We start from the raw sequence: 14,177 nt of genomic DNA, 5'->3' as shown, positions 1-14,177 counted from the left end.
TCCCGATCATAAAAATGCTACATAGGCCTGCGGAGAATGGCCTCCGTGGCCTTGTGTGTTTCTGAGTAATTCCGATGTCGCGTTTCACGATCCACGATCTGGCCGACACCATCGACGCCCGCGCGGCGGCCGGCGGCGAGGCGTCCTATACCCGCAAGCTCCTGGACAAGGGCGCCGAGCATTGCGCCAAGAAGTTCGGCGAGGAGGCAGTCGAAACCGTAATCGCAGCAGTCGAAAACGATCGCGCGCATCTGATCGCTGAAAGTGCCGACCTGCTCTATCACTTCCTTGTGCTGCTCAAGGCCCGCGGCGTAAAGCTGGAGGAGGTCGAGGCCGCGCTGGACAAGCGGACGAATATGTCCGGATTGGAAGAAAAGGCGTCCCGCAAGGGTTAGTAGATCCCAACGGAAAGGTCGCGTCATGGATATCCGCGCACCCGAGCAGCAGTATAATCCGTACCGCGTCTATACGCGCGAGCAGTGGTCGCGACTGCGCGACGACACGCCGATGACGCTGGAGCCCGGCGAGTTCGACCGGCTGCGCTCGCTGCACGATCGCCTGGACTTGCAGGAGGTCGAGGACATCTACCTGCCGCTGTCGCGCCTCCTGTCGATCTATGTCGATGCGATGCAGCGCCTGTATTACGCGGAGCGCCAGTTCCTCAACATCCGCGACCGCAAGATGCCCTACATCATCGGCGTCGCCGGTTCGGTCGCGGTCGGAAAATCCACCACGGCCCGCGTGCTTCAGGCGCTGCTGGCGCGCTGGTCGCCGCGTCCGAAGGTCGAGCTGATCACCACCGACGGATTTCTGTATCCCAACGCCGTGCTGGAGCGGCAGGGCATCATGCAGAAGAAGGGTTTTCCGGAGAGCTACGACCTGCCGCTGCTGCTCAGCTTCCTCTCCGACATCAAGGCCGGCCGCCGCCACGTGCGCGCGCCGGTCTATTCGCATCTGACCTACGACATCGTGCCGAACCAGTGGGCCGAGATCGACCAGCCCGACATCCTGATCGTCGAGGGCGTCAACGTGCTGCAGACCGGCAAGCTGCCGCGCGACGGCAAGGCGGTGCCCGTGGTCTCCGACTTCTTCGATTTCTCGGTCTATATCGACGCCGACGAGGCGGCGCTGCGGCAATGGTACATCAAGCGCTTCCTGGCGCTGCGTGACACCGCGTTCACCAATCCAAAATCCTACTTCAACCGCTACGCGCTGTTGTCGGACGAGGAAGCCACCGCCACCGCCATCGCGATCTGGGAACGCACCAACCTCGCCAATCTCGAGGACAACATCCTTCCGACCCGCCCCCGCGCGACGCTGATCCTGAAGAAGGGCGCCGACCACACGGTGGCGAGCGTGGCGCTGCGACGGCTATAGGCCGCGGTATCGTCGGGTGGGCAAAGGCGCGAAGCGCGCTGTGCCCACCGTCTATCTGCATTGTCGAATGTGAATGGTGGGCACGCGGAGCCTGTCATCGGGCGCGCATTCGCGCGACCCGTTGGCTTTGCCCACCCTACGGCATTGGTGATTGGCGCACGCCTGCAGCCACATCATCATTGCGAGCGCAGCGAAGCAATCCAGAATCTTTCCGCGGAGGGATTCTGGATTGCTTCGTCGCAAGGGCTCCTCGCAATGACGGAGGAGAGACCTTCCTACACCGCCAGATGCCGCGCCGCCGCCAGCCCGGCCAGCGCCTCGTCCAGCTTGTCGCGATCGAGCGGCTTGATCAGAAACCCGTTCATGCCCGCCTCGAAACAGGCATAGCGATCCTCCACCAGCGTATTGGCGGTGAGCGCGAGGATCGGCGTGTGGTGGCCGCCTTTGGCTGCCTCATGCGTGCGGATGCGTTTTGTCGCCTCGATGCCGTCGAGTTGCGGCATCTGGATATCCATCAGCACGAGATCGTAGGGCGTGCCGGCGGATGACGCGGCGAGCCAGGATTCCAGCGCCGCCTCGCCATGAACGGCGATGACGACGCGGTGGCCGAGCTTGGTCAGCAGCGAGCGCATCAGCAGCGCGTTGATCTCGTTGTCTTCGGCGACGAGGATCGACAGGCCCTTTGCCGCTACGACGCCGGCGGGGGAGGCGGCCGGCGGCTCCGGCGCCAGTTCGGGCGAGGCGACCTCCGGCGTCAGCGCGAGACGCGCCGCGAGCGAAGCCGCGCGCAGCGGCTTGATCAGGAAGCCGGTGAAGGAAGCTGAAAATGTCTCGTGACGCGAGCTCGACGTCAGCAGCACCAGCCGCTGCGTCGCATGCTTGCGCGCGACCTCGCCGAGATGGTCGGCGATGGCGGCGCAGATCGCACGATCGACCAGCACCGCATGCCATGAGCGCTCCGGCAGCAGCGCCTCTGCGACGGCTCCATCCGAGACGAGGCAGATCTGTCCGCCCCAGCGCTCCAGCCGCCGCGCGATCAGCGAGGCCTCGATGCCGTCGGCGATCAGGAGGATCGACTTGCCGGTGAGGTCAGGGCTTGGGAACGCCGTCTGTCCCGCGCCGGATTGCGATGGCGCAAGCGGAATCGCGACCTCGAAGGTCGAGCCCTTGCCCGGCTCGCTCTCCAGGGTGATGCGGCCGCCCATGCGCTTGACGATGCGCTCGCTGATGGCAAGGCCGAGCCCGGTGCCGCCATAGGTGCGGGCGACGCGCTCGTCGGCCTGCTCGAACTCGCGGAAGATGCGCGTTCGCACCTCGGGGGCGATGCCGATGCCGGTGTCGCGCACCAGAAAACTGATCTCGTTCGGCCAGATGCCGGGTTCGACGATCAGCGCGACGCCGCCGGTCGCGGTGAACTTGATGGCGTTGCCAGCGAGGTTGAGCAGCACCTGGCGCAACCGCGCGGCATCGCCGACGACCTCGAGCGGCAGGCGCTCGTCGACATAGGCGGCGATCTCGAGCGTCTTTGCCTGCGCGCGCGGCGCGAGCAGCTCGGTGATCTCCTCGATCATGGTCGAGAGCGCGAACGGGCGTTGGTCGAGATCGAGCTTGCCGGCCTCGATCTTGGAATAGTCGAGCAGCTCCTCGATCAGCGCCATCAGCGCTTCGCCGGAGGTTTTCACCGCCCTGGCATAGGTCGTCTGCTCCGGCGTCAGCGTGGTGTCGAGCAACAGGCCGCCCATGCCGATGATGCCGTTGAGCGGCGTGCGGATCTCATGCGAGGCCATCGCCAGGAAGCGCGACTTGGCGCGGTTGGCGGCATCGGCCTGGTCGCGCGCGTCCGACAGCGCGCGCTCGGTCTCGGTGCGGTCGGTGACGTCGCGTCCGACGCTCTGCAGTTCGGCGGGCTGGCCGGCATCGAGACGGACATAGCCCTCGCGCCAGGCGATCCAGCGCGCGCCGTGCGGGGTGGTGATCCTCTGGTCGTGAATGCGCGTGCCGTTGCTTTCGCGGGCGCTGTCGCCCTGCTCGAGCACGTCGAAATCGAAACGCGTGCCGACCAGCACGCTGCGCGCCTGTCCTGCGAGCGCGCAATAGGCGTCGTTGGCGAAGGTGATGCGGCCCTGGTGGTCGCGCAGCACGATCAGGTCGCCCTGCTGTTCGAACAGGCTGCGCGCGCGTTCTTCCGCCTCCTTCAGTTCCCAATTGCGGTCGATCAGCGTCTCGTTGTGGGCGGCCAGCTTACGCATCCGCTTGTTGACGAAGCGCAGCCGCATGCTGAGCGTGGCAAGGCCAAGGCAGGCGAGCGCGAACAGGAAGCTTGCGCCGACYGCAAACGTATTGGGATCGTAGCCGGAGTTCTCGGAGCGGCTGCCGGAGACGAAGCCATAGGCGCCGCCGAACGTCGCCGAGAAGATCATGAAGGAGCGGATCGCGAACGCGATGCGGGGATGCTGTCGCCTGAAGCGGCGCATGCGCACCTTGATCCGGAACGTCCGATCCATCGCCATCGACCCCGACTCTTGCTCCGAAACCCTGCGTCGCCAATTGCGACGATGTCTCGCCGACCTTGCGAACAGCTTGAGGCTTTGGTTCGGCCTCCAAACAGGGTTGACGAGGTGTTAACGCTTCAGAGCGAGGCGGCCTGGAGCGGGAGCGGGCGGTGGCCGCCATTGGCACCGACGATCAGCGCCGCGGCCTCGCGCTGCGAAAAGGTCTTCGAGCGCACATAGATGCGGTAATCGGCTGGCCCGTCGGTGGACAGGTAAATCACCGGGCCGCCGTCGACCGGCTCCGTGGCAATCGTGACGAGGCGCGTCGCCGGATTGGCCTGACAGGAATCCGTGTCGGAGCCGAGACCGTCGTCCACGACCGCGAAGTCCGCCGCGTCCGGATCGTCGGTGATCTGAACCCGCACCGTGGCTCGCGACAGATCGTCGGTGAAGGCGACATGGACGCCGGCCGTCCAGAACAGGGATGTCAGCTCGACTGAAGTCTCGCCCAGTGCGATGCAGGGATGCGAGACCGATCCGATCTCGCCGCGGGCGAACACCGCGGCCGCCAGCAGGGGAACAACCGAGGCCAGGATCTTGAAACGCAACATGACACTCTACTCGCCCGGGCCCTGTGTGGAACTCATAGGGGAGCGCTTGGGCCTTATGGTTTGCAGAGCGTAAAGGAAACTCGTTACCGCCGGGTTGATGCGCGGAATGATCAGGCCATCTGCCGCACATCCTCCGCGAGTGCGCGGTAGGACAGCGCCTCGGCGAGATGCAGCCGGCCGATCTTGTCGGCGCCGTCGAGATCGGCGAGCGTGCGCGCCACCCGCAGGACGCGATGATAGCCGCGCGCCGACAGCCGCATGGTCTCGGCAGCGTCGCGCAGCAATTTGGCGCCTTGCGCATCCGGCTTGGCGACGTCTTCCAACACTGAGGCCGGTGCCTCGGCATTGGTGCGAACATGCGGCAGGCCCGCATCCGCGTAACGCGCGAGCTGGATGTCGCGCGCGGCTGCCACGCGCGCGGCGACTTCCGCCGAGCCCTCCGCCGCCGGCGGCAGGATCAGATCCGCGGCGGTCACCGCGGGAACCTCGATGCGCAAATCGATGCGGTCCATCAGCGGACCGGAGATGCGCGCCTGGTAGTCGCCGGTGCAGCGGTCGATGCGGCCGCGCTTGCAGGCATAGCCGGGCTCGAACGCATGGCCGCAGCGGCACGGATTCATCGCCGCGACCAGCATGAAGCGCGCAGGATAAGTCACGCGATGATTGGCGCGGGAGACGGAGACCTCACCGTTCTCCAGCGGCTGGCGCAGCGAATCCAGCACGCGCGGATCGAATTCGGGCAGCTCGTCGAGGAACAGCACGCCCTGATGCGCGAGCGAGATCTCGCCGGGTTTTGCGCGAATGCCGCCGCCGGTGAGCGCGGCCATGCTGGCGGAGTGATGCGGCGAGCGGAACGGCCGCCGCGCGGTCAACGCGCCGCCCTCGATCTCGCCGGCAACGGAGGCGATCATGGAGACTTCGAGCAATTCGCCCGGCGACAGCGGTGGCAGGATCGAGGGCAGGCGCGCCGCCAGCATCGACTTGCCGGCACCGGGCGCGCCGATCATGAGCATGTCATTTCTTGAATGTCAACCTGCGAAGCGCTTCCCATTAATTAGCACTGAAGTAATCGCAAACAATTCGTTGCAAATACGTGAAACTAGTGTTACGAACGCGCGTATAGTCACACGATTTAAACAGGAGTGTTTCATGGCAATTGAGCGGACCTACCTTTTCTCAGGCATTTCTCGCCGTAACGGCACCATGCATTGTCGGTTTTCAAATCGGCCCCAGTACGAGGGCATTTTGCGGAAGGAGGGCGACACCGATGTCGTCTTCGTGCGTCTTCCTCGCCCCATGTCGAAAAAGGAAGCCAGCGAACATCTCGCACAGCAGTCAGAGTTTCAGTCGGCGGAGATCCGCGAGTGTCTTGGAAAATGGGCAGTGGCCGAAGGCGATGACGGGGAGACCCTCGGTCAGCGCCTCAAGAAGGCTCGCGAGCAGCGTGGTCTGTCGATCGCTGAAGCGGCCTCTGCCGTGGGCAGGAGTAAAGAGAGTGTCTGGGGATTAGAGTACCACAACCGGATGCCGAGGGACGGAAAGCTTGCGGATTTCGCAAAGCTCTATCGGGTGAGCGAAAGCTGGTTGCGTGAGGGCGGCTCCGGAGGTCCTAATCACGCGGATGGCGCCTCGGACCGCGTTGACGCGGCGCAGGCTCAGAGCCCGGCCCAAGGCATGACGGGCGCTGAATATCTTGCTCTCGCACGGAAGGCGCTCGCTGCCGAGCAGTCCGTCCACGAAACTTGCGTCACTATCGAGGTGGCGATCCGGTTCGGCGGAGATGCTTCCCAGCCTTGCGTTTAGCCCCAATAGTGAAATCTCGGGCCCTCCTGGCTCTGTCAGGGGGGCTTTCGCTCTTTCACTCACCTAAAACAAGCCGGCTTGGGAGCAGGTGATTTCGTCAATGGAAAAGCCTGGGAAATTTACGGGTCCCTTCTGCGGATAGGGGCCCCTCCTCGATTTGTCCCCCACCCCCCAGCTTCAAATATTGGGCCTAAAGGGCACCGGCCTCAGCCCAACTCGCGATGGCGGGCAGTCGTCACCAAATCCGGGACGGCTTTGTGCTGCCCACGGCGGGGTTAACGCACGCCGAGGAAGGAGTTATTCGACTTATCCCCCATATGTAGGGGTAACCCCGGATACTGGCGACTAAGGCTTGACGGAATCGGACGAAGCCTCCAACCTGTTCGGAACTTGAACGAATGAAGCCGCCAAACCCGGCAAGGTTCAACGGCTTCGGCAGTTCTTGTCCGCTACTTAACCCGTGAGACAGGTGAAGCGGGACATTGGTCGTTACGCAACTCCGATAGAATCGGAGATACAGCCGGTGGTCAAGCCTGTCTCGCAAGACACAGGTCATTATATTATGAACGTCACTGTCAAAACGCAGACCGCCCAAATTAGCTGTATCAACAAGAGCGACCGCTACAACCCGCACGAACGCATCACCCACGTAGGTGGGACAGCTGGTGGTGGTTGGCGTATCACTCAGGAAGACGCGATTATCCTGATTGAGACGAGGCAATGGGACTTCTGGGTCAAGCCGCCCAATGCTGACCCTGTCTGGGTTGTCGTCGCCCTCAGCCGCTTCGGTAACAAGTATCTGAAGACGGCGGCCGATGGGGAGCAGCCGAACAACCTGCTGTCACTCCCCGAGTGCCCCAAGGCGTAAGCGCAACGCGCCGGTTTTGCTCATCGACTGCGAGACCGGCGCAGCCTTGATTGAAATGAGCTTCTCCGTTCACAGTGGATGCAGTGTTAAGTTCACGGCCTCGGGGATGACATTTGATCTAGAACGATCAGCCACCGTAGAAACGATGTCCCGTTGCTGATGGCCAAGACCGCGAGGTCGATCGGTGGCTGCACGGGCTCTTCGCTGCCCGGCTCGTGGCGATAGTTGTGGGATGCGTCCACCCAGTCCTTCAATGAGGCAAGTTGCTTGGTTGCAGCGCGCAGCGCTACCGGGTCGTTAGCGTACTGCCTTTGCACGACTGGCGCCAAAAGGGTCTCGACTGCTCCCGCGTTAAGCTGCGTCGCAGACGGAAACATCAACCGGAAGAGCCCCTCAACGGCTGTAAAGGTCGCCCTCCAAGCGTCCTTGCCGTTCGGAGGGTCCGCTGCGAGTTCATCTGAAACACGTTCGAAGGCGGCGCGGCTGTTCGCGTATCGCGGCATTTGAAGTCCCGCGACGGTCGCCTGCCGGTTCCTCCAGAACTCCCTGTCAACGGCTGGGTGGACAACGGCGGTTTCGTCAATCTCATAGGCCAGTCGTTCTTCGGAGAAGATGCGGCGCGTCTCATCAAGCCAACGCGTCGCCCCGCTAACTAGCTTGAGATACCTGGCTGTCAAAGTGACTATGTCGAGCAAGTCTCGGGTAGCGCATTTCTCGGTCAGCCTGAGCCAATGGAATGGATAGGTGGCTCCAACCTTTATCCCCAGCTCGCTCTCAAGGAAGTTGCTGAGGTGGATCGTGTGGCCATCCGGCATCACGTTCTCCATGAGCTTCCCCAGCCGATGTCGAGCGCGGGCGCTGTCGGGCAACGGCGCAGTTTGGTCGATGTAGAGTTGGCTGTAGCGGGACACGAGCGGGCTCCTCCAGCGGTTGCGTCGTCCTACCCACTCGCGCTCCGTTCGTCGAGGCTCTCACCGGTCCGTCGCGCCTCTTGTCAACGCTTCCTAGACGGAGGACAGAAGGTGGACTAAGGGGCCCCCTCGGTGCCATGGGGCCCTCGGCAGGTTCGACAGGGGCTCCTATTTCAAAAAGCGGACTAAAGCCCGAAGGCCGCTGCCGAGGTGCTGGCGGCTTTGCCGCTGCCGGTCGGGCCCAACAGAACAAAGCGATTACGCTGTCTCATGCTGCCAGAGCGCCGACGCAAACCCGGAAAAGTGTCTAGCGCCTTGCCTTCGCGGATCAGTTGCTTTTACATGTCGTCGGGGACTGGGGGCGACCATGAGAAATCGGAATATCACCATACTGAGCTGCGCAATGGTTCTCGCCGGATGCGCCATACAGCGTGCCCAGGTTGCGCAAGACGCGCGCGCTCAGATGGTTGGATTTTCGAAAGAACAAATCCTCGCCTGCATGGGTCCCCCCGCCAGCAAGGCGGCTGAAGGTCAAACCGAGGTTTGGTCCTACGCTTCGGGTAACGGCTACAGCTCAACGGTTGCTAGCGCCGACATAAGCTCCACCGGACAGGCAACGCGCGTCGGCAACCAAGTGTACGGCAGCGCTAACTCGACAGGCTTTGGCACCGCCGTTTCAACGCGGCGGTTCTGCACCGTCAACGTTGTCATGACCAATGGTGCGGTGGCCGTAGTCAACTATCAGGGTCCTACAGGCGGATTGCTGACTGCGGGGGAACAGTGCGCCTTTGTCGTGGATGCTTGTGTCAAGAAGGGCTAAGCCGCTGTCAGGCGCGAGCGGTTTACCCGGTGGGGCCCCTTAGCTAACTCTTGGGGCCCCTGCCCCGTGGAACAGAGCCCCGCATGGCACTCTCGCACCGATGGCCCCTATGGGCCCCAGCGGAGTCCGTAGGTAGCCCTTACGCCTAACCGCTGGATCGGTTGGGCTTTGCGCCAAACGCATCCACGGGCTTCCTAGGGGCCGACAGGGAGATTTGGCAGGGAGTTTACGCTTCGCCCGACGCTAGCCCATCGGTCGTAAGCACATATATGGCCGAAGCGGACCTATTATCGGCTAGGCTATTGTTTTTGCTTTCTAAATTCCCCCGCTACGGCCATTTGTGCCCAGCGCTCCAAGGGTGCAAAATGCACTCCTAGTATTTGCACGCCTAGAAAGGGTCGTTGTCTGGCATGGCTATGCGGGCAGCTAGTTCCTCAATCTCCTCCGAGTAGTCACCGGCCCATTGCTCCATGAGTGCTGCCGGGAGGTCCGCGTCGAGCATTTGCAGGGCCAATGCCGCGACCTCCATGTCCCTCATGATCCCTGCGGCAACATTGGTCCTTTGGATCAGGTCCACCATTTCCTGCGCCTTCCGCTGCTTCCATGTCTCCCGTTCTTCATCAGTGAACGCCGCTGCCGTCTTCCCTTGCCATACGTCTCTCGCCTGAGCCCATGTCAGCTCCATGGGGTCAACTGGCTCCTTCCCGGCTGCCTTCGCTGCCGCTGCTAGCGCCGCTGGTAGCTCCTTCCAAGCCGCCTTCATGTACTTCACTTGTCGCAGCGAAACGCCTGTACGGTCAGCAATCTCCTGTGCCGTAAGGCCCCCGAGGTTCTCTTTCACTATCTGCCAAGCGGCGGCGCTCTTGGCCTTGGTCGTCATCGGCAGCTTGTCTCTAACGTTACAGGATAGCGCCAGCAGCCGTGCCGTAGTTAGGTCCCCCGGAAAGACCCTCACTGGTATTCTCTTGGCCCATTCTGCGGTGTCGTAAGCCGCCAAGCGGTGGTGTCCATCAATGACGTAGAAGCGCTGCCCTACCGGTAGGACTAACAGGTGCGGCAGTGGCTTGCCCTGTTCTTTGATCGCCTTGGCGAGCCTGTGGATATGATTACGGCGGTCCCATTGATCGCTGTCCCTCCACTGGAACACTTGCTCGGCAACATGGATGTCCCCGCGCGCAACGGTGCGCTCTGCGGGCTCAACGGTGGCGGGCCCTGCCTGCTCAATCTCGGCTTGGAGTTGCGTGGCCGTCTTCCCGCTGTCACTTGGCTCCCTGATGTCTGCGATGCGGATGCGGCGTCTTCCCATGGTGGTTTCCCATGGGTCCTTGTCCGCCGCTTTAGTTTTGGTATTTCGCTGCTTCATTCCGCGCCTTCTCAACCTTACTCTTCAGTGGCCGCACCGAAGCTCATCAGGCCCCAGTCGCCTTGGTGTTAGCTACTAGCTATTGCTCCGCCGTCTCTTCAATCTGATTGGCGTCCCAGTCAAACCGGCTGGTGATGAACGCCACTTCCTGCGGCTCATCGGCATGGTGCCATTGTATCTCCAAGGCTCCCTCAGCGGGCCTCATGACCATCTTGCGCACCGCGCCCCGCAGGGCCCTGTTGGCCTCCTCGGTGTCAATCGTCCCCGCTGTGAATGCCTTCTCGACTGCTGCCAGCCGTAACTTGACGTTGGTGCTGGTCATGGTGTCCCGCCGTTCCAACATCTTCCGCAGGTTCTCTGCTGCCTCCTCCAGCTCCCGTTCCGCTGTGTTCAACGCCTGTCTCGCAGCCCTGCTCTTATCGGTAATAGTCAGCTCCAGCAGCTCGCGCACCCTGTCCTCGCCTGCATCGATCACCACTCGCTGCTGCTCAATCTTCTCATCCATATCTGCGGTGTCATTGCCTCGGGGCGCCCCCTCCAAGACATCGTGGATTATCCGACGCATCTCGCTTTGAGCATCGTGGTAGGGGACGCTTTCGTACTTGCATGTTCCAGACTTCGCGTGCGCTGCCGAGCACACTAGGTACACATGCTGCCCTTTGTTGACCCGGGTTACAGTGCCGCCGCAGTGCTGACATTTGAGCACCCCGGCGAAGATGGACTGCACCGGGGCGTTGGTGTTCTTGCCTCTTGCCCCGGTGGTGCTCATGCGGGCATTCACCCGCTCGAATAGTTCGCGGTCTATGGCGGCAGGGAAGCGGTGCAGGATAGGCTTTTGCGGTGTCCGTTCCTTGGTTCGCTTGCCCTCAACCTTCCGCACCGTGTGGGGCACAAAGACCCCAATGGCCGCCTTGTTGGTTAGGAGCTTGCGGATATAGGAGCGATGCCAGTATTTCGCCTTCCACCCACCCGCGCCCCATGTGTCAACCCCGGCCTCATTGAGTTGTGCTGCAATGCTGTGGGCCCCTTCGCCATCGTCGGCCAATTCAAACATCCACCGCAGCCGTTCCGCGCGGTCCTCGATAAGCTCATAGGCCGTTGTCTCATCACTCCACCGTATCCACGCGGGGAGCCGCTTGGTGTACGGCTTGCTGAGCTTCTGCTCACTGGCAAAGACCGTGCGCTTGTTCGYATATGCCTCGCCCACCCGCCGCGCCTTCTGAGCGCTCTCCTGATTGCCGCGCGCGAAAGATAGCAGCATGGCCATGAGGTGCATCAGGCCCTCGTTGCTGCGTAGGGTCTCCATGTTGTACTCGCGGCCCAGTCCGTCCGAGAGGTCAACCACTGTGACACCTTGGCGGATGATGCCTTGCATGGTGTAGGAAGCGTCAAAGGCCGGTTCGCGGCTCAGTCGGTCAAGGTTCTCAACCAACAACCATGACCCTTTCGGCACAGTGCCTTCCTCAACGGCCCGCAGGAACGCCCCGAGGTTTCCCACGTCCTTATTGGCGCCCGTGTAGGCCGAAACACCTCAGTCGGTAAGGTTCAACTCGGTGTCGAGCGGGACGCCCATACGGCTGGCCCAGTCCTGTGCCATCTTCGTCTGACGACGCAAGCTGTCCCCTTGCTCCTGCGCGGGCGTGGAGAAGCGCTTGTAGCTGTAGGCTTTGGGTTGCTGCTGAGCGTCCATCGTGCGCTCCTCAGCGGTCCAGGGTTTCTGTGGCGATGGTTGCTAAAACGTCATCGGCACAGCCCCACCGAACGGCTAGGCGATCCGCCCAAGCCTCCAGGCGCACCCCACGGGCCTGCTTGCGCTCCCCGCCAGTCTGGATGGCCCAGCTCCACTTGATGGCTGTGGCAATGATGCGGTGGGTGACGGCGGTGGTGAGGCGGTGCATGGTGATGTCTCCTGATAGCCCACTATGGGCACCGAGACAATTACATCAGCAGGTGATGCCCGCCGGCGGCCGCGATCTCCAGCGCGCGCTTGGCGCTCTCCTGGCCCTTGATGTCGCGCAGGTCGAGCCGGGAGGCGGCGACCTCGTGCACGCGCGGCGTGGGCCGCGACAGCACCTGCGTGCCCTTGAAGTGGTTGGCGATCTGGATCAGCGATTATGCCGCGACGATCTGGATGTCCGGGCTCGCCCACGCCGCTTCCGAGCCGCAGGCCGCCGGACAGATCAAGCCTTCCTCGCGCACATTGGCGCCGATCGCGGCGGGAAGCACGCCGGCCACCGGCGCGATCGAGCCGTCGAGACCGAGTTCGCCGAGAACGGTAAAACCGGTCAGCGCATCCGGCGGGATCGCGCCGATTGCGGCCATCAGCCCGAGCGCGATCGGCAGGTCGTAATGGCTGCCCTCCTTGGGCWGGTCGGCGGGCGCCAGATTGACGATGATCCGCCGCGCCGGCAGCGCCAGCCCCGAGGCAATCAGCGCCGAGCGAACGCGCTCCCGTGCCTCCGACACCGCCTTGTCGGGCAGGCCGACGATGGCGAACGCAGGGAGGCCGGGCGCGACCTGCACCTGCACGTCGACCGCGCGGGCCTCGATCCCCTCAAAGGCGACGGTAGAAACCCGCTGAACCATGCCCGAACCAGCCTGCCCTCTCGCACAATTAGGGGTAGCAGAGCCCGATCTTTCTTGCAAGAACAATACAAGAACAACCCGAGGGCCCGGAAAACCCTAACCGGTCGTAAACATCACGCAGACACTACGCCTCGAATGCGAGCGGCTCTCATCAGCACATCCCAACGAATGTTCGCTACTCCTAGAGCTGCGGGATGGGCCGTGATCTAACGGGTGAACAATTCAAATGCTTGCAAATCGCCGCAGAAGCGAACGACGGGTGTGCACTCGGCTCGCCAAGATTCACTTTGGCGCGGGCTCGCTGCCGAGGGATTGCACGATCACGGATATCTCGGATGGGGGCGTGAAAGTGGTGGCGGAGTTTCTGGAAGTGCCGCCGCAATTCACCATCATCTTCGCGCCCGATTATTCCCGCCAATGCCGCCTGCGCTGGCGCATCGGCTGCGAATTCGGCGCCGAGTTCACCGATTGAGCCGGACCGGCCAGGTTCCTTAACTGGACTTTAGCGTTAATCGGTAAGCATCACTGATCAGTCGCCGAGTGATCAGAGTATGCCCAAGCGTTCGTCCCTTGCCTCTCCGCCGGCGAGATTCCTGCTTTCCGCGCTCGTGATGCTTGCCCTCGGCGGCTGCCAGACCACGAGTCTGGAGGACATCACCGGCGCGCTCGGTGGCAAGTCGGAAACGGCCGGCAGGGCCGATCCGAAGCCGGACATGGACGCGCTTCGCGAGCGCTATCGCGCCAAGCCTTCCGATCCCAACGTCGCGCTCGAATATGGCATGGCGCTACGCGAGACCGGCCAGCGCGCCCAGGCGGTTGCGGTGATGGAGCAGGCCGTGCTCGCCCATCCCAGCAACAAGGCGCTGCTCGCCGGCTACGGCCGCGCGCTCGCCGACAGCGGCAATTTCCAGCAGGCTTTCGATGTGCTCAGCCGCGCGCATACGCCTGAGGATCCCGACTGGCGCATCCTGTCGGCGCAAGGCGCCGCGCTCGATCAGCTCGGTCGCAACGAAGAGGCGCAGCAATATTATTCGGCAGCGCTGAAGATCGTGCCCGAGGAGCCGCAGGTTCTGTCCAATCTCGGCCTGTCCTACATGCTCCAGAACAATCTGCCGCGGGCCGAGGAAACGCTGCGCCGCGCCTATGAGCGCAATCGCGCCGATTCCCGCGTGCGCGCCAATCTGGCGCTCGTCGTGGGACTGCAGGGAAAGCAGGCCGAGGCCGAGACCATCGTGAAGGCCGACCTGCCGCCGGATCAGGCCGCGGCAAAGGTCACGGCGCTGCGGCAGTTGCTGGCGAAGAAGCAGCAGCGGGCGGAGAAATAGCCCGCCCTCGTCCGGATTCTT

14 protein-coding genes and 3 pseudogenes are annotated in these 14,177 nt (G+C 62.9%); 7 read left to right on the top strand and 10 right to left on the bottom strand.

Translation table 11 applies throughout. The features are described 5' to 3' along the window. The first annotated feature begins 74 nt into the window (after positions 1–74). Positions 75–395, top strand: a complete 321-nt coding sequence (locus AB4Z51_RS18525; protein WP_028150153.1) for a phosphoribosyl-ATP diphosphatase — start codon at positions 75–77, stop codon at positions 393–395. Between the two features lie 25 nt (positions 396–420). After that, positions 421–1,377, top strand: coding sequence for a type I pantothenate kinase (gene coaA / locus AB4Z51_RS18520; protein WP_028150152.1), 957 nt, complete (start codon positions 421–423; stop codon positions 1,375–1,377). A gap of 275 nt (positions 1,378–1,652) precedes the next feature. Here the strand turns inward: coaA and AB4Z51_RS18515 are convergent, their stop codons facing one another. From AB4Z51_RS18515 to AB4Z51_RS18505, 3 genes and pseudogenes are all read right to left on the bottom strand, one after another. Then, entirely contained in the window at positions 1,653–3,887 is a 2,235-nt protein-coding gene (locus tag AB4Z51_RS18515) for a PAS domain-containing hybrid sensor histidine kinase/response regulator (protein ID WP_135213976.1), read from the bottom strand. A gap of 119 nt (positions 3,888–4,006) precedes the next feature. Beyond that, entirely contained in the window at positions 4,007–4,480 is a 474-nt protein-coding gene (locus AB4Z51_RS18510) for a hypothetical protein (RefSeq protein WP_135213977.1), read from the bottom strand. Between the two features lie 110 nt (positions 4,481–4,590). Then, positions 4,591–5,493: pseudogene (locus tag AB4Z51_RS18505) on the bottom strand (YifB family Mg chelatase-like AAA ATPase); the annotation flags it as partial. Between the two features lie 136 nt (positions 5,494–5,629). On the opposite strand from AB4Z51_RS18505, the gene AB4Z51_RS18500 reads away from it, so the two are divergent. Both AB4Z51_RS18500 and AB4Z51_RS18495 read left to right on the top strand, forming a co-directional pair. Next, complete coding sequence (locus tag AB4Z51_RS18500; RefSeq protein ID WP_441497764.1) at positions 5,630–6,283, top strand: helix-turn-helix domain-containing protein; 654 nt, start codon at positions 5,630–5,632, stop codon at positions 6,281–6,283. Between the two features lie 523 nt (positions 6,284–6,806). Further along, complete coding sequence (locus AB4Z51_RS18495) at positions 6,807–7,151, top strand: DUF3892 domain-containing protein (RefSeq protein WP_441497763.1); 345 nt, start codon at positions 6,807–6,809, stop codon at positions 7,149–7,151. Positions 7,152–7,243: 92 nt separating this feature from the next. On the opposite strand, the gene AB4Z51_RS18490 is transcribed toward AB4Z51_RS18495, so the two are convergent. Next, a complete protein-coding gene (locus AB4Z51_RS18490) occupies positions 7,244–8,062 on the bottom strand; it encodes a hypothetical protein (protein ID WP_441497762.1) in 819 nt (272 codons plus the stop codon). Positions 8,063–8,429: 367 nt separating this feature from the next. On the opposite strand from AB4Z51_RS18490, the gene AB4Z51_RS18485 reads away from it, so the two are divergent. Beyond that, positions 8,430–8,882, top strand: coding sequence for a hypothetical protein (locus AB4Z51_RS18485; protein WP_441497761.1), 453 nt, complete (start codon positions 8,430–8,432; stop codon positions 8,880–8,882). 388 nt (positions 8,883–9,270) lie between these two features. On the opposite strand, the gene AB4Z51_RS18480 is transcribed toward AB4Z51_RS18485, so the two are convergent. The 6 genes and pseudogenes from AB4Z51_RS18480 to AB4Z51_RS18455 all read right to left on the bottom strand — a co-directional run. Next, complete coding sequence (locus AB4Z51_RS18480) at positions 9,271–10,188, bottom strand: ParB/RepB/Spo0J family partition protein (RefSeq protein ID WP_441497760.1); 918 nt, start codon at positions 10,186–10,188, stop codon at positions 9,271–9,273. A gap of 136 nt (positions 10,189–10,324) precedes the next feature. Continuing rightward, positions 10,325–11,014, bottom strand: coding sequence for a zinc ribbon domain-containing protein (locus AB4Z51_RS18475; protein WP_441497782.1), 690 nt, complete (start codon positions 11,012–11,014; stop codon positions 10,325–10,327). 3 nt (positions 11,015–11,017) lie between these two features. Then, positions 11,018–11,749, bottom strand: a pseudogene (locus AB4Z51_RS18470) (recombinase family protein); the annotation flags it as partial. 27 nt (positions 11,750–11,776) lie between these two features. Continuing rightward, a complete protein-coding gene (locus AB4Z51_RS18465) occupies positions 11,777–11,935 on the bottom strand; it encodes a hypothetical protein (RefSeq protein ID WP_441497759.1) in 159 nt (52 codons plus the stop codon). A gap of 10 nt (positions 11,936–11,945) precedes the next feature. After that, entirely contained in the window at positions 11,946–12,143 is a 198-nt protein-coding gene (locus AB4Z51_RS18460; RefSeq protein ID WP_441497758.1) for a hypothetical protein, read from the bottom strand. A gap of 43 nt (positions 12,144–12,186) precedes the next feature. Next, a pseudogene (locus tag AB4Z51_RS18455) lies at positions 12,187–12,831 on the bottom strand (magnesium chelatase domain-containing protein); the annotation flags it as partial. Between the two features lie 226 nt (positions 12,832–13,057). On the opposite strand from AB4Z51_RS18455, the gene AB4Z51_RS18450 reads away from it, so the two are divergent. Together AB4Z51_RS18450 and AB4Z51_RS18445 are read left to right on the top strand one after the other, a co-directional pair. Further along, entirely contained in the window at positions 13,058–13,303 is a 246-nt protein-coding gene (locus AB4Z51_RS18450; protein WP_027534981.1) for a PilZ domain-containing protein, read from the top strand. A 79-nt stretch (positions 13,304–13,382) separates the two neighbouring features. Then, the gene (locus tag AB4Z51_RS18445; RefSeq protein ID WP_135213979.1) at positions 13,383–14,156 is read left to right on the top strand and encodes a tetratricopeptide repeat protein; all 774 of its coding nucleotides are present in this window, start codon (positions 13,383–13,385) and stop codon (positions 14,154–14,156) included. Positions 14,157–14,177: the final 21 nt, after the last annotated feature.

This window comes from Bradyrhizobium sp. 2TAF36, assembly GCF_052114925.1.
GTDB classification, from domain to species: Bacteria; Pseudomonadota; Alphaproteobacteria; order Rhizobiales; family Xanthobacteraceae; genus Bradyrhizobium; species Bradyrhizobium barranii.
The sequence above is the reverse complement of the archived record's forward strand: the minus strand, read 5'-3'. Positions and strand labels throughout refer to the sequence as shown.